22 protein-coding genes are annotated in these 19,774 nt (G+C 63.2%); 13 read left to right on the plus strand and 9 right to left on the minus strand.

The features are described from left to right. The first annotated feature begins 81 nt into the window (after positions 1-81). From nikA to JET17_RS15265, 6 genes are all read left to right on the plus strand, one after another. A complete protein-coding gene (gene nikA, locus JET17_RS15240; RefSeq protein WP_042111521.1) occupies positions 82-1,656 on the plus strand; it encodes a nickel ABC transporter substrate-binding protein in 1,575 nt (524 codons plus the stop codon). A 1-nt stretch (position 1,657) separates the two neighbouring features. Then, complete coding sequence (nikB, locus tag JET17_RS15245) at positions 1,658-2,599, plus strand: nickel ABC transporter permease subunit NikB (protein ID WP_012314855.1); 942 nt, start codon at positions 1,658-1,660, stop codon at positions 2,597-2,599. Then, positions 2,596-3,441, plus strand: a complete 846-nt coding sequence (gene nikC / locus JET17_RS15250; protein WP_012314856.1) for a nickel ABC transporter permease subunit NikC — start codon at positions 2,596-2,598, stop codon at positions 3,439-3,441. The genes nikB and nikC overlap by 4 nt, the downstream gene beginning before the upstream one ends. Continuing rightward, entirely contained in the window at positions 3,442-4,212 is a 771-nt protein-coding gene (gene nikD, locus JET17_RS15255; RefSeq protein ID WP_012314857.1) for a nickel import ATP-binding protein NikD, read from the plus strand. Beyond that, on the plus strand, positions 4,209-5,030 hold the full coding sequence (gene nikE, locus JET17_RS15260; protein WP_012314858.1) for a nickel import ATP-binding protein NikE: 822 nt from the start codon (positions 4,209-4,211) through the stop codon (positions 5,028-5,030). Before nikD ends, nikE begins: the two co-directional genes overlap by 4 nt. 188 nt (positions 5,031-5,218) lie before the next feature. After that, on the plus strand, positions 5,219-6,265 hold the full coding sequence (locus JET17_RS15265) for a sensor domain-containing diguanylate cyclase (protein ID WP_042112030.1): 1,047 nt from the start codon (positions 5,219-5,221) through the stop codon (positions 6,263-6,265). 95 nt (positions 6,266-6,360) lie between these two features. On the opposite strand, the gene JET17_RS15270 is transcribed toward JET17_RS15265, so the two are convergent. Then, entirely contained in the window at positions 6,361-6,510 is a 150-nt protein-coding gene (locus JET17_RS15270; RefSeq protein ID WP_190273309.1) for a hypothetical protein, read from the minus strand. 70 nt (positions 6,511-6,580) lie between these two features. Here JET17_RS15270 and JET17_RS15275 point away from each other — a divergent pair, with 70 nt between their 5' ends. From JET17_RS15275 to JET17_RS15290, 4 genes are all read left to right on the plus strand, one after another. After that, a complete protein-coding gene (locus JET17_RS15275) occupies positions 6,581-7,990 on the plus strand; it encodes a circularly permuted type 2 ATP-grasp protein (protein WP_012314860.1) in 1,410 nt (469 codons plus the stop codon). Between the two features lie 3 nt (positions 7,991-7,993). Beyond that, positions 7,994-8,944: an alpha-E domain-containing protein gene (locus JET17_RS15280; protein ID WP_012314861.1), complete on the plus strand. Its 951-nt coding sequence runs from the start codon at positions 7,994-7,996 to the stop codon at positions 8,942-8,944. Continuing rightward, positions 8,941-9,720, plus strand: a complete 780-nt coding sequence (locus tag JET17_RS15285) for a transglutaminase family protein (protein ID WP_012314862.1) — start codon at positions 8,941-8,943, stop codon at positions 9,718-9,720. Before JET17_RS15280 ends, JET17_RS15285 begins: the two co-directional genes overlap by 4 nt. A 77-nt stretch (positions 9,721-9,797) precedes the next feature. Continuing rightward, positions 9,798-10,532: a proteasome-type protease gene (locus JET17_RS15290; protein WP_012314863.1), complete on the plus strand. Its 735-nt coding sequence runs from the start codon at positions 9,798-9,800 to the stop codon at positions 10,530-10,532. Positions 10,533-10,550: 18 nt separating this feature from the next. Here the strand turns inward: JET17_RS15290 and JET17_RS15295 are convergent, their stop codons facing one another. Further along, positions 10,551-11,111: a hypothetical protein gene (locus JET17_RS15295; RefSeq protein ID WP_012314864.1), complete on the minus strand. Its 561-nt coding sequence runs from the start codon at positions 11,109-11,111 to the stop codon at positions 10,551-10,553. A 114-nt stretch (positions 11,112-11,225) separates the two neighbouring features. On the opposite strand from JET17_RS15295, the gene JET17_RS15300 reads away from it, so the two are divergent. Both JET17_RS15300 and chrA read left to right on the plus strand, forming a co-directional pair. Next, positions 11,226-11,534, plus strand: coding sequence for a hypothetical protein (locus JET17_RS15300; protein WP_012314865.1), 309 nt, complete (start codon positions 11,226-11,228; stop codon positions 11,532-11,534). Positions 11,535-11,582: 48 nt separating this feature from the next. Continuing rightward, positions 11,583-12,809 (plus strand): chromate efflux transporter, encoded by a 1,227-nt coding sequence (chrA, locus tag JET17_RS15305; RefSeq protein WP_012314866.1) that lies wholly within the window; start codon positions 11,583-11,585, stop codon positions 12,807-12,809. Here chrA and JET17_RS15310 read toward each other — a convergent pair. Genes JET17_RS15310 through JET17_RS15340 form a run of 7 tightly spaced genes read right to left on the minus strand, consistent with a single transcriptional unit; the run spans position 12,784 to position 19,060 of the window. Beyond that, a complete protein-coding gene (locus tag JET17_RS15310; RefSeq protein ID WP_012314867.1) occupies positions 12,784-14,148 on the minus strand; it encodes an ATP-binding protein in 1,365 nt (454 codons plus the stop codon). The two genes, chrA and JET17_RS15310, sit on opposite strands and share 26 nt — an antisense overlap. Then, entirely contained in the window at positions 14,145-14,807 is a 663-nt protein-coding gene (locus JET17_RS15315; protein WP_012314868.1) for a response regulator, read from the minus strand. The genes JET17_RS15310 and JET17_RS15315 overlap by 4 nt, the downstream gene beginning before the upstream one ends. Positions 14,808-14,809: 2 nt before the next feature. Beyond that, complete coding sequence (locus JET17_RS15320) at positions 14,810-15,451, minus strand: tetratricopeptide repeat protein (RefSeq protein ID WP_012314869.1); 642 nt, start codon at positions 15,449-15,451, stop codon at positions 14,810-14,812. Then, positions 15,448-16,254: an SDR family oxidoreductase gene (locus tag JET17_RS15325; RefSeq protein ID WP_012314870.1), complete on the minus strand. Its 807-nt coding sequence runs from the start codon at positions 16,252-16,254 to the stop codon at positions 15,448-15,450. The genes JET17_RS15320 and JET17_RS15325 overlap by 4 nt, the downstream gene beginning before the upstream one ends. Then, positions 16,241-16,921 (minus strand): TenA family transcriptional regulator, encoded by a 681-nt coding sequence (locus JET17_RS15330; RefSeq protein WP_012314871.1) that lies wholly within the window; start codon positions 16,919-16,921, stop codon positions 16,241-16,243. The genes JET17_RS15325 and JET17_RS15330 overlap by 14 nt, the downstream gene beginning before the upstream one ends. A gap of 8 nt (positions 16,922-16,929) precedes the next feature. Then, positions 16,930-18,393 carry an AMP-binding protein gene (locus JET17_RS15335; RefSeq protein ID WP_012314872.1) on the minus strand — a complete coding sequence of 488 codons (1,464 nt, stop codon included), beginning with the start codon at positions 18,391-18,393 and terminating at the stop codon, positions 16,930-16,932. Then, positions 18,383-19,060, minus strand: coding sequence for a thermostable hemolysin (locus JET17_RS15340; RefSeq protein WP_012314873.1), 678 nt, complete (start codon positions 19,058-19,060; stop codon positions 18,383-18,385). The genes JET17_RS15335 and JET17_RS15340 overlap by 11 nt, the downstream gene beginning before the upstream one ends. A gap of 234 nt (positions 19,061-19,294) precedes the next feature. Here JET17_RS15340 and JET17_RS15345 point away from each other — a divergent pair, with 234 nt between their 5' ends. Continuing rightward, entirely contained in the window at positions 19,295-19,720 is a 426-nt protein-coding gene (locus JET17_RS15345; RefSeq protein WP_012314874.1) for a potassium channel family protein, read from the plus strand. Positions 19,721-19,774 lie beyond the last annotated feature (54 nt).

The following is a 19,774-nucleotide window of genomic DNA, read 5'->3' on the forward strand; positions in this document are numbered from 1 at the left end:
ACTTCCGGTAAGATGATTTCACGTAGACATCATACCCACCGCGCTTTAGCCTACGGCCTCCGTGAAAGTGGGGAACGCAGTGTGAAGCAGCAGCCAGGTAAACGAAAGCCCGCCCTCTTGGGCCTCCTTTTTCTTGCTGCGTGCACTGTTGCGCCGGCCAGCAGCGCCGCCGAGCAAGGGCCAAGGCTGGTGTACTCATGGCCTGTGAATGCCGGGCCGCTCGACCCGCGTGGCTACTCCCCGAACCAGATGTACGCCCAGGCCATGGTCTATGAGCCCCTGGTGCGCTATACCGCCGCGGGTACGCTGGAGCCTTGGCTGGCTGAGGCCTGGCAGGTTTCCGATGACGGCAAGACCTACACGTTCACGCTTCGTGACGGCGTGCGCTTCAGTGATGGCACACCCTTCGACGCGCCTGCGGCCAAAGCCAACCTCGACGCAGTGCTGGCCAACTCTCAGCGCCACCGCTGGATGGAGCTGGTGACCACCCTGGACCACGTTGAGGCACCTGAACGCCTGACCCTGCGCCTGGTTCTCAAGCACCCCTACTACCCGACGCTGATGGAACTGGCCCAAGTTCGCCCCTTACGCTTTGCCTCGCCTCAGGCAAAACCCGGCCAACCCGCCGGGACCGGCCCGTGGATGCGCGCCGAATCGCGCCTGGGCGAATACGACCGCTTCGTGCGCAACCCTCATTACTGGGGGCCAAAGCCGGCCTACGGCGAGGTCATGGTCAAGGTCATCCCAGACCCCAACAGCCGCGCGCTGGCCCTGCAGGCCGGCGAAGTCGAGCTGATCCAGGGCGCCGCCGGCGAGATCACTGCCAGCACGTTCGTGCGCCTGCGTGACCAGGGCTTTGCCACCGCACTGTCGGCACCGCTGGCCACCCGCACCCTGGCGATGAACACCGGCCGTGGCGCTACCCGTGATCTGGCGGTACGCCAGGCGATCAACGAGGCGGTGGACAAGCAAGCCATCATCGACAAGATCCTCTACGGCCTTGAGCCCCGTGCAGATACCCTGTTTGCCAGCAACATGCCCTACGCCGATATCGGCCTCAAGCCCTACCCGTATGACCCTGTACTCGCCGCCAACTCCCTCGATGCTGCCGGGTGGGCGCTGGCGCCAGGCGCTTCAGTGCGCAGCAAAGGCGGCGAACCATTGGCCATCGAGTTGGTGTTCCTCGGCACCAGCGCCTTGCAGAAGAGCCTGGCCGAAGTGCTGCAGGGCGAGCTGGCGAAAATCGGCATCCGCATCGACCTGCGTGCGGTTGAGGAAGGGGCGCTGGTGCGACGCCAGCGCGACGGCGACTTCGGCATGATCTTCGCCGACACTTGGGGTGCGCCCTACGACCCGCATTCGTTCGTCAGCTCCATGCGCTACGCCGGCCATGCCGACTACATGGCCCAGCGTGGGTTGGCAATCAAGGACGAACTGGATAAGCGCATAGGCCAGGTGCTGGCCAGCACGGATGAGCAACAGCGTGCCGAGCAGTACCGCTTCATCCTCACCACCCTGCACGAACAGGCCGTCTACCTGCCCATCTCGCATCTCACGGCCATCAGCGTGCGCCGAAACTCGGTGGCCAAGGTCCAGTTCGGCAGTACGTTGTTCGATGTGCCGTTCGAAACCATGACACCCAAACAGGAAGACTGACATGTTGCGCTACATCCTGTTGCGCCTGGCGCTGCTTGTACCGGTCATGCTTGGCGTTTCGTTGCTGGTGTTCGTGCTGCTGCACCTGGGCAGCACCGACCCGGCGCTGGACTACCTCAGGCTTTCGCATATCCCGCCGACCGACGCAGCCATCGCCGAGGTGCGCCATACCCTGGGGCTGGATCGCCCGCTGTATGCGCAATACCTGAGCTGGCTGTGGAACGCCGTGCATCTGGACTTCGGCATCTCCTATATCACCGGCCGCCCAGTGCTTGATGACCTGCTCTACTACCTGCCCGCCACCCTGCAACTCGGCGGCCTGGCGTTGGCCTGCACGCTGCTGCTGTCGATCCCCCTGGGGCTGTTGGCGGCCCGCTGGCAAGGGCGCTGGCCCGACCACGCCGTGCGGGCAGTGACGTTCCTGGGGGTGTCCATGCCCAATTTCTGGCTGGCGTTTCTGCTGATCGCGCTGTTTTCCCTGTGGCTGGGCTGGCTGCCGCCGCTGGGGCGTGGGGGGGCCGGGCATCTGGTGATGCCGGTGCTGGCCATCGCCCTGATGTCGATGTCGATCAACGCCCGCCTGCTGCGTGCCAGCCTGCTGGAAGCCGGCGGGCAGCGCCACGTCATCTATGCCCGTGCCCGCGGCCTGCCCGAACGGCACGTCTGGCGCGACCATATCCTGCGCAATGCCTGGTTGCCGCTGGTGACCGCCACCGGCATGCACATCGGCGAACTGATCGGTGGCGCACTGGTGATCGAGACCATCTTCGCCTGGCCCGGCGTTGGCCGTTTTGCGGTGTCAGCAGTGCTGAACCGCGACTTCCCGGTGATGCAGTGCTTCACCTTGCTACTGACCGGCCTGCTGATGGTCTGCAACCTGATCGTCGATGTCTGCTACGCCTGGCTTGATCCTCGCAGCCGGCTGGAAGGGGTGAACGCATGAGTGTGCAGTCTGCCCTGCGTCAACCATTGCTGCTGCGCCGCCCCAGCCTGATGATCGGCCTGGCCCTGGTCGGGCTGCTCGCATTGCTGGCGCTGTTCGGCCACTGGATCGCCCCGCATGACCCCGACCTGGTCGACCTCGGCCAGCGCCTGCAGGCGCCCGACGCCAGCCACTGGCTGGGCACCGACCACCTCGGGCGCGACCTGCTTTCGCGGCTGATCGTCGGCACGCGCCTGTCCTTGGGCAGCGTGATGCTGACCCTGGCGCTGGTGCTGGCGCTAGGGCTCGCGGTAGGCGGCGTGGCCGGGTTCGTCGGCGGGCGCACCGACCTGCTGCTGATGCGCCTGTGCGACATGTTCATGACCTTCCCCACGCTGGTCCTGGCATTCTTCTTCGTCACCTTGCTGGGCACCGGCCTTAGCAACGTGATCATCGCCATCGCCCTGTCCCACTGGGCCTGGTATGCGCGCATGGTGCGCGGCCTGGTGATTGCCCAGCGCGGCCGCGAATACGTGTTGGCTTCACGCCTGGCCGGTGCTTCACGCTGGGCGCGGCTGCGCCAGCATGTGCTGCCCAATATCGCCGGCCCATTGCTGGTGCTGGCGACCATGGATATCGGCCACATGATGCTGCACGTCTCCGGCCTGTCGTTCCTTGGCCTTGGGGTGGCGCCGCCCACCGCCGAATGGGGCGTGATGATCAACGACGCCAAGGAATTCATCTGGACGCACCCGCAACTGCTGCTGTTGCCAGGGCTGATGATCTTCTTCTCGGTGATGGCCTTCAACCTGCTGGGCGATGCGCTGCGCGACCGCCTCGACCCCACACAGGAGCGCCATTGAATGAACCCATCGGTACTTGAAATCCGCGGCTTGCGCATCGAGGCTCAGGCCGGCGTGCTGGTGCACGGCGTTGACCTGCAACTGCGCCGCGGCGAAGTCTGCACGCTGGTCGGTGCCAGTGGCTCGGGCAAATCCCTCAGTTGCCTTGGTGTGCTCGACCTGCTGCCACCAGGCCTTAACCGCACCCATGGGCAGTTGCTGCTCGACGGCCAGCCGCTGGCTGCAAGCAGTGTTCGTGGCCGCCTGGCCAGCCTGGTACTGCAAAACCCGCGTAGTGCCTTCAACCCGGTGCGCAACATGGCCAGCCACGGCCTGGAGACGCTCAGGCAGCGCGGCGTCACCGGTACTGCAGCCCGTGCGCGGATGGCCGACTGCCTGGATGCGGTGGGTCTGGCAGACCGGGAGCGGGTGCTGCAAGCGTTCGCCTTTCAGCTCAGCGGTGGCATGCTGCAACGGATGATGATCGCCCTGGCGCTCATGGCCGAAACCCCGTTCCTCTTGGCTGATGAACCTACCAGTGACCTCGATGCCCTGAGCCAGGCGCGGTTTCTCGACCTGCTGATGGAACTGGTGCAGGTGCATGGGCTTGGGGTATTGCTGGTGACCCACGACATGGGCGTGGTGGCGCGCTGCGCAGACCAGGTTGCGGTGATGGAAGCCGGCCGCATCGTCGAATGCCAGCCGGTCCATGAGCTTTTCCAGAACCCTGCCAGCGCCGCTGCCCGCACCCTCCTCCACGCCCACCAGGTACTTTGCCGGAGCCAACCATGAGCCTGCTGCACGTCCACAACGTTGGCCATCGCTATCGCACCGGGGGGCTGTTGCGCAAACGGGGCTGGCTGCAGGTGCTCGACAGTATCGACCTGCACCTGCACGCAGGTGAGTCCATCGGCCTGCTAGGCAGCAGTGGCAGCGGCAAAAGCACACTGGCGCGGCTGCTGCTCGGGCTGGAAAAACCCACCCAGGGCCAGGTGAGCTTTGCCGGGCAGGATGTCAGCCAGCTAAGAGGTGAACAGGCGCGCGACTTCCAGCGCACCGTGCAACTGGTGTTCCAGGACGCCCCTGGCGCCTTCAACCCCCAGCGCAGCATCGGCTGGAGCATCGCCGAGCCGTTGCGCCACCTCACCGACCTGGATGAAGCCGGCCGACAAGCTCGCACCCTTGAACTGCTGGAGGCAATGGGCCTGCGCGCCGAGCATGCCCAGCGCCTGCCGCAGCAGTTGAGTGGCGGCCAGTTGCAGCGTGCCAACATCGCCCGGGCGCTGGCCGTCTCGCCGCAACTGGTGGTGCTCGACGAAGCCTTGTCGAACCTGGATCGGGTATTGCAGTTACAGTTGCTGCAGCAGCTGGAGGCGCTACGCCAGCGCAGCGGCACCGCCTTCGTGCTGATCAGCCATGACCTGAGCCTGGTGCAGTACTTCTGCCAGCGGGTCGTGCTGCTGGACGGCGGCTGCATCGTCGAGGATCGGCCCGTCACGCACTGCACTGGTTTCGAGCATCCAGTGGGAAAGCAGCTACAGTCTGCCATGTTGCCCACGCGCCCCGACAAGAGCCAGGCAAGACAAGCGCTGCCAATGGGTGTGCACTGACGCCAACAACAGAGGGCATCCCACGTGAACGCCAGAACGCTTTTCCAGGGCGCAGGCAAAGTGCCACAATGCGCCACCGATCACGAATTGCGGCGGATGCCATGACAGAGCTCAATCCTGGCGATGAAATAGCGCACTGTGTAAGGAGGGATCGCCTGCAGCAGCTGTTCGTCCAGTCGGCGCCCGCTGTGCTTGGCAGCTTCCTGGCTGCGGCAATGTTGTGCTGGTTGGGCTGGGAGCGTTTCGACCAGCAGAACGTGGCCGCCTGGATGACGGTATTGAGCCTGTCGACGGTCCTGCGTACTTCCATGTTCGTCGCCTATCTGCGGGCACCGGCCAACCTGCGCACGGCCGAACGGTGGGAGTGGCGTTACTGGGCCACCCTGGTGCTGTCGGCAGCAGTCTGGGGCTTGGGCGCATTGGCTGTAATGCCTGCCGATGACCTGCTGGGGCAGACCTTGATCATGCTGTTCGCCGTGGGCATGTCGGTCAGTGCAGTCTCGTGTTACTCCTCGTACCGCAACATGACCCTGGTCTCGATCGCCCTGGTGCTGCTGCCCTGTACCGCCTGGCTGCTGCTGCAGCCGTCCGCGCTTCAGCAGGGCATCGCTCTGGCGGTGCTGGTGTTCGCCTCGTTCGTCGTCAACGCGACGCAAAGCCTGTCTTCAGCGCTGGTGACCGCCTGGCGCCTGAAGCACGAAATGGAACGTGCACACCGGCTTGCCATCGTGGCCTCGTGCACGGACGAACTGACCGGACTGAACAATCGCCGTGCCTTTTTTGACTGTGCCTTGGCGCAGCACACCTTGTGCAAGGAGGGGCACACGTATGTAGCCGTGCTGATGCTGGACGTCGATCATTTCAAACAGATCAACGATACCGCCGGGCATGCGGCGGGCGACCAGGTGCTGAAGCGGATCGGTACAGCCATCAGCGCCAGCCTGCGTGACAACGACATCGCCGGCAGGCTGGGCGGCGAGGAGTTCGCCATCCTGCTGCCCGATACGCCTCTGGTCACTGCCAGCGAGTTTGCCGAGCGCCTGCGGGCCCTGATAGCAAAGCTGAACGTCGACACGCAGTACGCGGTTACCGCCAGCATAGGCCTGGCCTTCGCCAAAGCACCCGCAAGTGAACTCGATGCGTTGCTCAGCAGCGCCGACAAGGCCATGTACCGTGCCAAGGCATCGGGTCGTAATCGGGTGACGATCGTCGACCATGTGCATGCCGCCGCCTGATGGCACGGCTGGCCATGGTCCTGACGCACTCATCGCTTGCCCTGATTTGGTTCACCTTTTACCCGGCGCCCAACCCTGCACTTATTTGATGCAGTTCACCCCTGCATTCGCCGCGCCTGGTTTACGAAAATCCCGGTCAATTGGCCTGATTCTTTCGCGTTATTGATACCAAAAAGCGCACTTGCGCGTTCCCAGGGGCATTTTTCTTCCTGACTCTCCCGCTCTGCCCGTTCCGGCATTTTCATTGCAAAGCTCCAGTGGATCGCTTGGCAAGCGAGAAACGAAACTGCCGACGAGTCGTGGCAAGGAGTGGGTATGTCCCGGGCTTTTTTTAACGAAATGTATGAGGCAAACGGAAGTTGCCGCCCGCACTATCAGGAGTTCGCCCGCTGGCTGGCGAACACACCGCTGGAACTGTTGGAACAACGCCGGCACGAAGCCGATCTGCTGTTCCACCGGGCCGGTATCACCTTCACCCTGTACGGTGACCAGCAGGACACCGAGCGGCTGATCCCCTTCGACATCATCCCGCGCAGCATCCGCGCCAGCGAATGGCGCATTGTCGAACGCGGGTGTATCCAGCGTGTTCAGGCGCTGAACCTGTTCCTCCAGGACATCTACCACGATCAGCGCATTCTCAAGGCAGGCATCATTCCGCCCGAGCAAGTGCTGGCCAACGAGGGTTACCAGGTCGCCATGCAAGGCCTGAACCTGCACCGGGGGCTGTACGCGCATATCGCCGGTGTCGATCTGGTACGTGACAGTGATGGTACGTATTACGTACTGGAAGACAACCTGCGCACGCCCAGCGGCGTCAGCTACATGCTCGAAGACCGCAAGATGATGATGCGCCTGTTCCCCGAACTGTTCGCCGCCCAGCGCATCGCCCCGATCGACCACTACCCCAACCTGCTGCTCGACACACTCAAAAGTGCCAGCCCGCTGGACAACCCGACCGCCGTGGTGCTCACCCCGGGGCGCTTCAACAGCGCCTACTTCGAGCATGCCTTCCTGGCGCGGGAGATGGGCATCGAGCTGGTCGAAGGCGCCGACCTGTTCGTGCGCAACGACCACCTCTACATGCGCACCACCGCAGGCCCGCAGCAAGTGGACGTGATCTACCGTCGCCTGGACGACGAATACCTCGACCCGCTGTCGTTCAACCCTGATTCGATGCTGGGGGTACCGGGGCTGATTTCGGTGTACCGGGCAGGCAACGTGGTGCTGGCCAACGCGGTGGGCACCGGCGTTGCCGACGACAAGTCGATCTACCCCTACGTTGACGAGATGATCCGCTTTTACCTGAGCGAGGAACCGATCCTGAAGAACGTGCCCACCTGGCAATGCCGCAAGCCGCAGGACCTGTCCCACGTCCTGGCGCACCTGCCGGAGCTGGTGGTCAAGGAAACCCAAGGTTCCGGCGGCTACGGCATGCTGGTCGGCCCCGCCGCAACCGCCGCGCAGATCGAGGATTTCCGCGCCCGCATCAAGGCGCGCCCGCACGCCTACATCGCGCAGCCCACGCTATGCCTGTCAACCTGCCCGACCTTCGTCGAAAGCGGCATCGCGCCGCGCCACATCGACCTGCGTCCGTTTGTACTGTCAGGCAGCGAAACGCGCCTGGTACCCGGCGGCCTGACCCGAGTTGCGCTGCAGGAAGGCTCGCTGGTGGTCAACTCGTCGCAGGGCGGCGGCACCAAGGACACCTGGGTGGTGGAGGACTGAACCATGCTTTCGAGAACCGCTTCCGACCTGTACTGGATGTCCCGCTACCTGGAGCGCGCCGAAAACCTCGCGCGCATGCTCGAGGTCAGCTACTCGCTGTCGCTGATGCCGCAAGCCGGCCGCTCCGATGGCCACGCGGAGCTTGCCATGTCGCTGCTGGCCTCCGGCACGCTGGACGATTACATCCGCAAGCACACCGAACTGGACACCGAGCGCATGCTGCATTTCTTTGCGCTGGACGCGAACAACCCCAGCAGCATCTATTGCTGCCTGCAGGCTGCCCGCACCAACGCCCACGCGGTACGTGGACGGATCACCGCCGACATGTGGGAAAACATCAACGCCACCTGGATCGAAATGCGCAACATCGCCAGCAATGGCCTCGGGCGCTATGGCATTAGCCAGTTCTGCGACTGGGTCAAGGAACGCTCCCACCTGTTCCGCGGCGCAACCTCCGGCACCATCATGCGCAACGATGCCTACAGCTTCATTCGCCTGGGGACATTTCTGGAGCGGGCGGACAACACCCTGCGCCTGCTCGATGCCCGTTACGAAATGTTCGGGGAAACCTCCGAGGAGGTCAGCGACGACTCTGCCCGGGGTTATTACCAATGGAGCGCCTTGTTGCGCGCACTGACCTCCTACGAAGCGTTCAACGAAATCTACCGCAACGCGCCCAGTGCACGCCCGGTATCGGAGCTGTTGCTGCTGCGCGTCGACGTGCCGCGCTCACTGCATGCCTGCATTGAAGAGCTCGACCAGATCCTCGCCGGCCTACCCGGCAATACCGGCCGCGCTGCACAGCGGATGGCTGCCGAACTCAATGCGCGACTACGCTACACCGCCATCGATGAGATTCTCGAAGCCGGGCTGCACGTGTGGCTGACCGACTTCATCGGCCGCATCCACCAACTGGGCCAGACCGTCCACAATTCCTATCTGGAGGTCGTATGAAACTGTCCATCCGCCACGACACCACCTACAGCTATGCCAGTGACGTATGCAACAGCATCCAGTTCCTGCGCCTGACACCGCGCAGCAGTGAGCGCCAGCGCATCCTCGAATGGCAACTGGACCTGCCCTGCAAGGTGAACAGCCAGATCGACCCGTACGGCAATATCCTGCACGTACTGACCCTGGACAAACCCCATGGCCACCTCGCCCTTACCGCCAGTGGCCAGGTGGAAATCGACCCGGATTGCGAACACGAGGCCGGCGGCCAGTCGCCCCTGCCCTTCCTGCGCAGCAGCCACCTCACCCAGGCCAGTGACGCACTCAAGGCCTTCGCCGCCCAGCAGTGCGGCGAGCGTCGCGACCGGGGCGCGCTGACCGCACTCATGCAAGGCCTGGCCGACCATATGCCCTACAGCCCGGGTGCTACCTGCGTGGACACCACTGCGAGTGAGTCATTTGCCGGCGGTGCCGGAGTGTGCCAGGACCATACCCACGCGTTCCTCGCCTGCGCCCGCAGCCTCGGCATCCCGGCACGTTACGTGTCGGGCTACCTGTGTACCGAAGACGAAACCCACCTGGCCAGCCACGCCTGGGCCGAAGCCTGGATCGATGAAGCCTGGTACAGCTTCGACGTCACCAACCGCCTCACCCGGCCCGAACGGCATCTGAAGCTGGCGGTAGGCCTGGATTACCTCGACGCCTGCCCGGTCCGGGGCGTGCGCCGCGGTGGCGGCGTCGAATCCATGCAGGCAAGCGTCCACGTACACCGCCAGTAATCACCTGGCGCAACTCAAGCGGGCCCCGTCGTGCCATGCGCGCGGGGCCGCTCCATTCCAGGAACAAGGTAGACAGCATGACCTACTGCGTCGCTATGCACTTGGCGGACGGGCTGGTATTCATCTGCGACTCACGCACCAATGCCGGGATCGACCAGATATCCACGTTTCGCAAGCTGTTCGTTTTCAGCGTGCCGGGGGACCGGCTGATCGTCCTGCAGACCGCCGGCAACCTTGCCACCTCGCAATCGGTGGTCAACTTGCTTGAGCAACGTACACAAGGCAGCGGCACCCACCTGCTGAACGTCGGCACGCTCTACGATGCAACGGTGCTGGTGGCCGAAACCCTTCGCGAAGTCATCACCCGTGATCGCAGCAAGCTGACGGCCCAGATCGACCTGAGCGCCTCGTTCATGGTGGGCGGCCAGATCGCCGGCAGCGCCATGGGCATCTACAACGTCTACGCCCAAGGCAACTTCTTCCAGGCAACGCCAGATACACCCTTCCTGCAATTGGGCGAGAGCAAGTACGGCAGGCCGATTCTCGACCGTAACCTCACCTACGACACCCCTTTGGACGAAGCACTGCGCTGCGGTTTGATCTCATTCGACTCCACCATCCGCAGCAACCTGTCGGTCGGCATGCCACTGGACCTGCTGGTGTATGGCAAGGACAGCCTCAAGGGCAGCGAGCCGGTGCGCATCCATCAAGACGACCCCTACTACAGCCATATCCGCAAACAATGGGGTGACGGTTTGAAAAGCCTACTCGGCGAGCTTAGCCCGCCACCACCGGGGTTCATGGCCGAATGAGCCGGGGCCATCCCTCGGTCACGCCAGTAGCGATATCACCAGGTCCGCAATATTGATCGGCACGAATGCCAAGGTCAGCAGCGCATAGTCCTTGCGCGAGCGAGCTGCAAACACGCACAGGGGGATCACGATCATGACCACGTCAAAGGCCCCCCAAAGCGCCATGGGCGAGACGCCGAACAACAGAACGTTCACGATGAACCCAAGCAGGTAATAGCCCGACAGGAACAGCAGCGCGTATCGGCCATCTTGCTCGAAATACACGCGAAGCCCTTCGAGCTCGTCCTCGCTCCGGCTGGGCAACATCAGCGCCGAGGAAACGAACAGCGAGAGTGCCAGCAGCACCAGCAGCAGAAATTCCTGAAACGAGAAGGTCGCCCTTACTTGCGGCAGCGTATTGACCGCCCACCAGAAATCCATCTGTGTGGTGAAGAGCATGACCGCCCAGACCAGGGCAACCCAATCCGGGGCAGCGCTGCGGCGGATACGGAAGACAGTCAGCGCGCCCAGAAGCAGGCGGGTAACGGATAAACCCAATATCATCGATAAGACAGTGGCGACGATTGGGAAATTGCTCATGCTACCTCCTGTAAGCCATTGCTCTGGCAAGCGTAGACGGGCAGCAGCGATTCTCGAAAAATACATGCCTGACCGGCTATCATCTTCTCTGCCCTATCGACCGAGGTCACCGTTATGAAGCGCAACTACCTGGCTGGTGCTGTGCTGTTGTTGTTCGCCACAGCGGCCAGCTCAGCAGATCAGGGTGCCAACGCCGCGGCGCTGCCAGGCACTGCCAAGGCCCGCAATGCCTGCCTGGACGAGGGCGCGAAAATAACCGGTATGGCACGCAACACGCTATCGGTGATCGAAGTGCTGCCCAGCGAAGCGGGCATCGGCGTGAATATCCAGGTACCGGGCGCGCAAGCGCCATGGTCATGCCTGGCCGATGCCAATGGCAAGGTGCAAGGCGCCAGCTACAGCGGGTCGGAAGGCAAGCTCTGATCTGCGCCCCCTCTTGCACCTCAGCGGCAATACTTCAAGGAGCCTGCATTGTCAGAACGCAGTAACAGCGCCGTGACGTCTCGCGACTCTGCCTGGTCGGTATTTCTGGTGTTCTTGCGCCTGGGGCTGACCTCTTTCGGTGGCCCCATTGCGCACTTGGGCTATTTTCGCGAAGCATTGGTAACCCGCCGCCAATGGCTCAGTGAACGCAGTTATGCCGAGCTCGTCGCCCTGTGCCAGCTGCTTCCCGGACCGGCGAGCAGCCAGGTAGGCATAGGCCTGGGCCTCTCACGCGCTGGTTTAGCGGGCGCTGTGGCAGCGTGGGCAGGCTTCACATTGCCATCGGCCATCATCCTGGTTCTGTTTGCTCAGGGCATCTCGGCATGGGGAGGTGCCGTCCCTGGTGGTTTGCTGCACGGCCTGAAGATCGTCGCGGTCGCTGTTGTCGCCCAGGCAGTGTGGGGCATGGCACGCAGCCTTTGCACCGATGTTCCGCGCGTGACCATCGCCTTGTTCGCCGCCTGCGCTGCGCTTGTGTGGCCCAATGCAATGGGACAGATAGGCGTGATTTTGTGTTCTGCCGTCGCAGGCTTGCTGCTGTTCAAGTCCACCCCGCCTCCAGCAGGGGAGAAACTGCCGTTTTCAGTCAGCCGTAAAACCGGCCTGATCGCGCTGACACTGTTCTTTGGTCTGTTGCTCGGCCTGCCGCTGATGGCCCACTTCTGGCCGTCGCAGGCCATGGCGATGGTGAACGCCTTCTACAGTGCAGGCTCACTGGTCTTCGGCGGAGGGCATGTGGTTTTGCCGCTGCTGCAGTCGGCGACAGTACCCAATGGCTGGGTCGCCAATGACACCTTCCTGGCGGGTTATGGTTTGGCACAGGCCGTACCGGGCCCCCTCTTCACGTTTGCAGCATTTTTGGGGGCGTCCATGAGCGTGCAGCCATCCGGCTGGGCGGGCGCGACTGTCTGCATTCTCGCCATTTTCACCCCCTCCTTCCTGCTGGTGATCGGCGTATTGCCCTTTTGGCAAAAACTGCGGCACAGCGCTCGTAGCCAGGCCGCGCTGGGCGGTGTAAACGCAGGCGTGGTAGGGCTGCTGTTAGCCGCCTTGTACCACCCGGTCTGGACGAGCGCCATTGCCAAGCCGTCGGACTTCGCTTTTGCGCTTACAGCCCTCGTGGCCCTGATGTTCTGGAAGATGCCTCCCTGGCTGGTTGTGCTGGGTTGTGGCCTCTTCGGCTGGCTGCTTACTGCAACGCAAACGTCAGGGTAGCTGCCAGCCCGCCACTGGCCCTGTTCTCAAGACGTACCTGCCCCCCCATCCGCTCGACGATGGTAGCCACGATCGAGAGGCCAAGCCCTGCTCCATTGGGGCTGTTGCGGCTATAGAAGCGCTCGAACACCCGCCCAAGATTCGCCTCGTCGATACCCGGCCCTTCATCTTCGACAACCAGTTCGAAGCGGTTGGCCAGGCGCCTGAGTGATACGGTGATGCGCCCGCCCGGCGGTGAATGCTCCACTGCATTGGAAACCAGGTTCTGCAAGGCAATGCCCAGCGCACCGGCATCGATCATCAGGCCATGGTCACCTTCGCTGATATCCAGCGAGGGCTCCAGGCCGCGATCCAGTATCCAGGGTGTAAGATCCGCCAGCACATCGGTGACCACTTCACTTAGGTCGACAAGGGTGGTGGGGCGCTGACCGAGGCGCGGCTCGACGCGGGCGAGGGTCAGCAACTGGTTGACCACCCGAGTCAACCGGTCCACGCCGCCAATCAGAAAGCCCAGAGCTTTCTGACGCTCGGCATCGGTACTGGCGGCCTGGGCGTTTTGCGCATGCAGGCGCAGGATCGCCAGCGGCGTACGCATCTCATGGGCGGCGTCGGCAATGAACCGATGTTCACGCCGCAGCAGGTCCTCGATCTGCGCCAGCAGGCGGTTGATGGCCGCCTGCATGGGCTCGAGCTCGGTCGGCAACGGCACCAGCTGCAGCGGTTCGAGGGAGTCGGCATGGCGCGCGCGAATCACATCGGCCATGTTCTGCAACGGGCGCAATCCCCAGCCGATAGCTGCCCAGACCAGCAGCGCCAGGCCCAGGCTGCCAAGCAGAAACGGAAACAGGGTATGGCGTACGATGCGGTCGATCAGGTCGTAGCGCACATCGTCGCGCTCACCCACCCAGATCACCCACTGCTTTTCGGGCACCGGTAGAACGAAGCCGCGCCATTGCTCGCCGCCGCTGGCGAAATCATAAAAGCCCGGGGCCGTGGGCGGTGGGTCGAGCGTCGGTGCACTGGGCGTGTGTACCAGCAGCCGTGCTCCATCACCCCATACCTGGAACGCCAGCTTGCTTTCATAGGGGTGGCCCACGCGATGGCGCCCGGCCTTGCCCAGTGCCTCGTTGAATGCCCGATAAAGCTTTTCGCGGTTGCCATCCTGCACCGGCAGGTTCATCACCCCCTGCAACAACCGGGCATTCTGAGCCATGTGGGCATCGTAGACTTCGTTGATCTCGCGCCGGCTGTCGTGATAGTTGTACAGCGCCAACAAGCCGGTGCCGAGCAGCATCAGCAACATCACCCGCCACAGCGTACGCTGGCGCAGCGAGCTCATACCTTGCCCTCGACCAGGTAACCGATACCGCGCACCGTGCGGATCAGGCCGTTGAACAGCTTCTTGCGCAAGTGATAGATGTTCACTTCCAGCGTGTTGCTCTCAGGTTCCTCGTCCCAGCCATACAGCAGTTGGGTCAGCCGCTCACGGGTGAATACCTTGCCCGGTTGCGCCAGCAACTCGTGCAGCAGCCGGTACTCCTTGGGCGTCAGTACCACGGGCACACCGTTGTAGTGCACCTGCTGAGTGGCAGGGTCAAGGCTTACGCCTGCGTGCTCGATGAGCACCTTGGCCCGCCCGGCGCTGCGCCTGAGCAAGGCGCGCAGGCGGGCCTTGAGTTCGTTGAGGTCGAAAGGCTTGACCAGGTAATCGTCGGCGCCAGCATCCAGGCCAGTGATACGGTCTTCGGTTGCATCGCGCGCGGTAAGGATCAGAACCGGTAGGCTGTCGCCCCCTGCCCTCAGCCGTCGCAGCAGCTCGATGCCACCCAACCGCGGCAGCCCGAGGTCGAGGATCACCAGGTCGAACATTTCGTGTTGCAGGGCATGCAGCCCGCTCAGGCCATCGCGCAACCAGTCGAGGGTATAGCCCTCCTGGCGCAACCCGTCGCAGATCCCCTCCCCCAGAGCGGTATCATCCTCAACCAGTAGCAGCCGCATGTTCAGTCCTGTTTGTCCTTGATGGCCTTGAGTAAAGCATCGATATCGCCACGCCGGCCCTGGTCGGCCAGCTCGCGCCCCGGGCGTGGTGGCGCCTGGCGGGCTTTTTCCAGTGCTGCTGCGGCCTGTGCGTAGCGTTTTTGGCGGAACAGATGATCGGCCCAGAAGTAATTGCTGTCGATACCATTGGGGTTGATTTGCAGCGCCTTGCGCAACAAGGTGTCGGCCTTGTCGCTGTCACCAAAACCGATAGGCCAGCCAGGCACCTGGTCATACAAGGTACCCAGGCTGGTATACGCCGAGCCCTGCAGGGCATTGGGGTCGAGTTTGATCGCCTCTTCCAGGCTGGCCTTGGCCGACTTGACCTTGCCCAGCGCCCCCATCCCGCCAGTGGCACCCGCCCAGCTGCTATTGATGATGCCCTCCCAGATCAAGGGTTCGGCCGAGCCCGGGTGCTGATGAACCAGCGTGGAGGCGTCGGCTGCCAGTTTCTCGAACGCATCGGCGCGCTTGCCTTCAGGCGTCTGGTACTGAATCTGCGCCCAGCGCTGCTGCAGGTTGGCCAATTGTTGGCTGCCAGCCTGGTCCAGCGCCCAGGTGAGCGGTGCGAACGCCAGCAGGCCTGCGATGAACAGACGTTTCATTTGATCGACTCCTTGGAATGACTAGCGATGTAACGACGGATCACCGGCAATTGCTTGCGCAGCGCACGGTCAACCACGCCGGGCAACATGCCGTTGATGCGCACGAAGAGCTTTTCCGGCCAACCCAGATAAAGCTCGTTGCGCTCTGACTGCACGGCCTTGAGCACAGCGCGGGCCACATCTGCCGGGTCGTCCATGCCGACCTTCAGAGCCTGGTTGAGCGCCGTGGCGGCGGTGCTGTTCATAGCGGTGCGGGTTGCCCGGGGTGCCGCGTACATGACATTCACCGAGGTATCGGCCAGCTCGCGGCGCAATGCCTCAGAAAAACCGCGCAGGGCAAACTTGCTGGCGCAGTAGGTGGCATAACCGGGGTAACCGATCGAGCCGTAGGTGGAGCCGACGTTGACTACCATCGCCCGGGGTTGGGCGCGCAGCAGCGGCAGACATACACGCGTCAGTTGCACAGCGGCTTTGAGGTTGATGTCCAGCAGTTCGTCCAGCGCGTGCTCATCGATCTGCTCGAGCAGGGCAAAGCGGTTCACGCCTGCGGCATTGATCAGGACATTGACCCCTCCCATCTCCCGGGCACGGGCAAGCACCTGCTCACGCCCCTCATGGCTGCGCAGGTCGGCCGCCTGCCAGAGCAGCCTGCCTTGATAACGGTGCATCAGACCGGCGAGTTTGCCCATCTGCCGGCTCACCGCCAGTACCCGGGCACCGGCTGCGCACAACTGTTCGGCCAGCTCCAGGCCGATGCCTCCGCTGGCGCCGGTGAGTATCACTACGCACTCAGGCAAGCGCATGACGCACCTCATGCAGGCCCGCACGCGGCAGCCCCTGGAACATGTCGGTATACAGGCGGTAAACCACCTTGGCCGCGTGGATCACAGCCCGCTGGTCATCCACGTCATCAAGGCGGTCCATCAGCCGCCTGTAGGTGACCATGTGGTCCTGGTCCAGCGCGCCATGGGAGCTGAGGTAGCTGAAGGCCCGGTCCGGCAGCGCCAAAGTGCTCTGGATAGTGCCGGCGGCCTGGGTGGCCAGGGCAATGCTGGTGCCTTCGAGCACGTTGACCATACCAAACAGCCCGACCGGGTTGCCCCGGGCGATCACGTCGTAAAGGTAGGCGACCATCAGCTCGATCGGCAGTGCCGGCCGACCGTCACGCACCGCTTCCCAGTCGCCACCGCAGGCATTGATGTCATTGAGGATCCACTGCTCGTGGCCGTACTCTTCCTCGATGTATTCGCACACCGCGCCGCGCAGCCATTCCAAGCGCGAAGGCAGGCGCGCCCCGCACGCCATCATCAGCGGCACGGTATGGCGCACATGGTGGTAGGCCTGGGTCAGGAAGGCCACATAGCTGTCGAGGCTGACGTGCCCCGCCAACGCATCGCGTATGACCGGCACGGCGAACAGGGCCTGACGCTCCTGGGTGGTTTGCAGTTGCAGCGTGTCAAAAAAGGACATGGCAGACCTCACAACGGGATATCGGATAACTGGGAGTGGTAACGCCGCAGGATGGCCTCGCGTCGCGGGCGGCCATTGGCGGTCAGTGTGTCGTCGGTACTGGACAGTGGGCGCGGCAGGCGACGCCAGGCATGTACACGGGCGTAGTCCGGCAGCAAGGCATTGCACTGCTGCACCGCCTGGTCGATGAGTGTGTCGGGGGTGGCAGGGTCCAACGGCCAGAGCAATGCCAGGTTCTTCGGCAGGGCCTCGCCATGCACGAACGCCTGGGCGATCACACCGCTCTGGGTCAGTTCGGCCTCCACCCATTCCGGGTTGACGTTGCGCCCGAAGCTGGTGATGAACTGGTGTTTCTTGCGGCCATCGAGGTACAGGTAGCCCTGCTCGTCGAAATGGCCGAGGTCGCCTGTGGCCCACCAGCTATCGAAGACGGGTGGCTCCTCCAGGTAGCCGAGCAACACCGAGCCAGCCACCAGCACCTCCCCGTCTTCGGCGATACGCACCTGCACATGGGGCAGCGGTTTGCCGACACTGCCCCGGCGGGTTGCGCCAGGCCGGTTCAAGGCCACCACCGATGCGCACTCGGACAAGCCATAGCCTTCGAACACCGGCAGGCCGATCGCTTCGGCGCGGGCCAACAGGCTGGGCGCCACCCGGGCACCACCGACGGCAACGAACCGCAGCGCCCCCACCCGCATCAGCCCGCGCTCGATGGCAGTGATCAGCCCCATCAACAACTGCGGCACCAGAATCAGGCTCTGCGCGCCGCTAAGGGCGATCGCCCCCAGCAAGCGCTTGAAATCGACCTGGCTCGCACCGCCCATGCCCAGAAGCGCCTGGGGGTACAGCAGCACACTCGCCCCGGCCATCAGTGCGGCGTAGACACCGAGGTTTTCCAGCAGCACACCAAGCGGCAGCACCGCCAGGTAACGCTGAGGCTCACTGGGCCGGCTGGCCACCTCCAGTTCCCGGGCTACACGCAGCAGGGCTTCGGACGACAGGCACACGCCCTTGGGCTTGCCTGTGCTGCCAGAGGTGTAGGTGATCTTGGCAGTACCGACAGGCAGCGCCGCGGCGGGTTCTGCCTCGCGAACCCAGAACTCGTCCTGCTGGGTGAATCCAAGCTCGGCGAGCGTACCGCGCCATTGCGGGTCGCATAGCACATGGCTGGCGCCGCTCTGCTCGATGCAATGGCTGAATTGAGCGGCACTGAAGAACGAGGGCACGATCACGCAGGGACGCTGAGAAAAAAGCGCCGCCAGATCCCAGAACAGCAACTGCGGGCCATTATCCAGGGCCAGTACCAGCGTGCCTGGCGAGCGGGCATCCAAGTTGTGGGTGCGCAACCCCACTTCTGCCAGTAATTGCCTGAAAGTGAAGCGCTGCGTCTCATCTTGTACGGCGATTGCGTCAGCGTGATCACGTGCAAACGTGATCAGCAGTTGATGAAAGCGCTCCAGTTCATGCGGCATGGCCAGTCTCCTCAAGGGCCGTTGGCAACCCCAGGCGCTGGAACACCCCGGCCTTGCTCAAGGCATCGAAGCCATGACCGATATTGCCGGCAAAGACTTGCGGGTGCTGAGCGTAGTAGGTCCCCCATTGGTCCACCTGCCCATTCAGCCGGGCCGGGTCGGCCGACGCCAGCACCGATGGCACCAACCCCAGGCGCTGAAAGCTGTTGATCAATGTCGTCGCGCCGGTGAACGCCACCCACCGCAAGCCGCGTGTGGCCAGCAACCAGGTCACCGCTATGATCATGATTCGCGCGCTACCGGCACTGAGCGAGGCCAGGTTGCCGACTTCAACCATGCACGCGCGCTCAAGGGTGCAACCCGCCACGCGTGAAACTGCAGCTTCCAGCGGCTCGTCCAGATAGTGCTCCAGAAACAGCGGCCCGCTGCTGGCCGGGCGCATGCCTGCGGCAGCAACCAGCCGACCCTGGCTGTCATGCAGTGCCAGCAGTTCTGGAAGGTAATGGTGCACATCAGCGTGGTGCACGCTGGCAAAACACTGATGAATGAAGTGCTCAAGCTCATCGCGCCCTGGGTCCTTGTGCAAATGAAGCGACAAGTGAGCGTGATGGTCGACGTGGCTGCCGATAGGCAATGGGAGCAGGCTGCTCCACTGAGACTGGGTCATGAAACTCCCCCCGTTTGGGCTTGATGGGGTGAGTATCTGTGGTCAATCTGAAGGTAGTCTGAAGTGACGGATTCGACCTGCGTTGTTGGGCTGCTACGCAGCCATTGCCGGCAACCCGGCTTCTACAGGGCCCGCGCAGTGATCTTTATCAATCATCAACTGATGTTCAGGTGTAAAACCGACACGATGGCCATTACCGGCCAAACTTCTGTCAGGGCCACAGGGGAGCCGTAGATGCTTACCGTCACGCTGATCAACGCGCTGGTCGTGGTGCTGGTGGTGGTGATTCATTACGAATGCCTGCTGCGCCTGAACGACTGGCTACCGCGGCTCAAACTCTGGAGCCGGTTTCGCATCGTCATAGGTGTGCTCGGCGCGCTGGTGGCCCACGCCCTGGAAGTCTGGTGCTTTGCCCTGGTCTATTATCTGATGGCCAGTGCCGAAGGCTGGGGCACCCTGAGCGGCAACTTCGACGGCACGTTCATGGACTGCGTGTACTTCTCATTCACCACCTATACCACCATCGGTTTCGGCGATATTTCGCCCAGCGGCGACCTCAAATACCTCACAGGCCTGCAGGCGCTGACGGGCCTGGTGATGATCACCTGGACGGCCTCCTTTCTGTTTCTGGAAATGCAGAAGTACTGGAAGGCCAAGTAGCAAGGCGCGGGCCTAAAGGCGCGGCAATTGACAACTATCAAGCGCGCAGAAGGC

Origin of the sequence: Pseudomonas putida, assembly GCF_016406145.1 — a bacterium.
GTDB classification, from domain to species: Bacteria; Pseudomonadota; Gammaproteobacteria; order Pseudomonadales; family Pseudomonadaceae; genus Aquipseudomonas; species Aquipseudomonas putida_E.

Excerpts from the sequence above, each read along its gene's own strand:
- nikB (WP_012314855.1), top strand. The coding sequence starts at position 1,658 with ATGTTGCGCTACATCCTGTTGCGCCTGGCGCTGCTTGTACCGGTCATG.
- nikC (WP_012314856.1), top strand. The coding sequence starts at position 2,596 with ATGAGTGTGCAGTCTGCCCTGCGTCAACCATTGCTGCTGCGCCGCCCC.
- nikD (WP_012314857.1), top strand. The coding sequence starts at position 3,442 with ATGAACCCATCGGTACTTGAAATCCGCGGCTTGCGCATCGAGGCTCAG.
- nikE (WP_012314858.1), top strand. The coding sequence starts at position 4,209 with ATGAGCCTGCTGCACGTCCACAACGTTGGCCATCGCTATCGCACCGGG.
- JET17_RS15270 (WP_190273309.1), bottom strand. The coding sequence starts at position 6,510 with ATGAAAATGCCGGAACGGGCAGAGCGGGAGAGTCAGGAAGAAAAATGC.
- JET17_RS15275 (WP_012314860.1), top strand. The coding sequence starts at position 6,581 with ATGTCCCGGGCTTTTTTTAACGAAATGTATGAGGCAAACGGAAGTTGC.
- JET17_RS15280 (WP_012314861.1), top strand. The coding sequence starts at position 7,994 with ATGCTTTCGAGAACCGCTTCCGACCTGTACTGGATGTCCCGCTACCTG.
- JET17_RS15285 (WP_012314862.1), top strand. The coding sequence starts at position 8,941 with ATGAAACTGTCCATCCGCCACGACACCACCTACAGCTATGCCAGTGAC.
- JET17_RS15290 (WP_012314863.1), top strand. The coding sequence starts at position 9,798 with ATGACCTACTGCGTCGCTATGCACTTGGCGGACGGGCTGGTATTCATC.
- JET17_RS15295 (WP_012314864.1), bottom strand. The coding sequence starts at position 11,111 with ATGAGCAATTTCCCAATCGTCGCCACTGTCTTATCGATGATATTGGGT.
- JET17_RS15300 (WP_012314865.1), top strand. The coding sequence starts at position 11,226 with ATGAAGCGCAACTACCTGGCTGGTGCTGTGCTGTTGTTGTTCGCCACA.
- JET17_RS15310 (WP_012314867.1), bottom strand. The coding sequence starts at position 14,148 with ATGAGCTCGCTGCGCCAGCGTACGCTGTGGCGGGTGATGTTGCTGATG.
- JET17_RS15315 (WP_012314868.1), bottom strand. The coding sequence starts at position 14,807 with ATGCGGCTGCTACTGGTTGAGGATGATACCGCTCTGGGGGAGGGGATC.
- JET17_RS15320 (WP_012314869.1), bottom strand. The coding sequence starts at position 15,451 with ATGAAACGTCTGTTCATCGCAGGCCTGCTGGCGTTCGCACCGCTCACC.
- JET17_RS15325 (WP_012314870.1), bottom strand. The coding sequence starts at position 16,254 with ATGCGCTTGCCTGAGTGCGTAGTGATACTCACCGGCGCCAGCGGAGGC.
- JET17_RS15330 (WP_012314871.1), bottom strand. The coding sequence starts at position 16,921 with ATGTCCTTTTTTGACACGCTGCAACTGCAAACCACCCAGGAGCGTCAG.
- JET17_RS15335 (WP_012314872.1), bottom strand. The coding sequence starts at position 18,393 with ATGCCGCATGAACTGGAGCGCTTTCATCAACTGCTGATCACGTTTGCA.
- JET17_RS15340 (WP_012314873.1), bottom strand. The coding sequence starts at position 19,060 with ATGACCCAGTCTCAGTGGAGCAGCCTGCTCCCATTGCCTATCGGCAGC.
- JET17_RS15345 (WP_012314874.1), top strand. The coding sequence starts at position 19,295 with ATGCTTACCGTCACGCTGATCAACGCGCTGGTCGTGGTGCTGGTGGTG.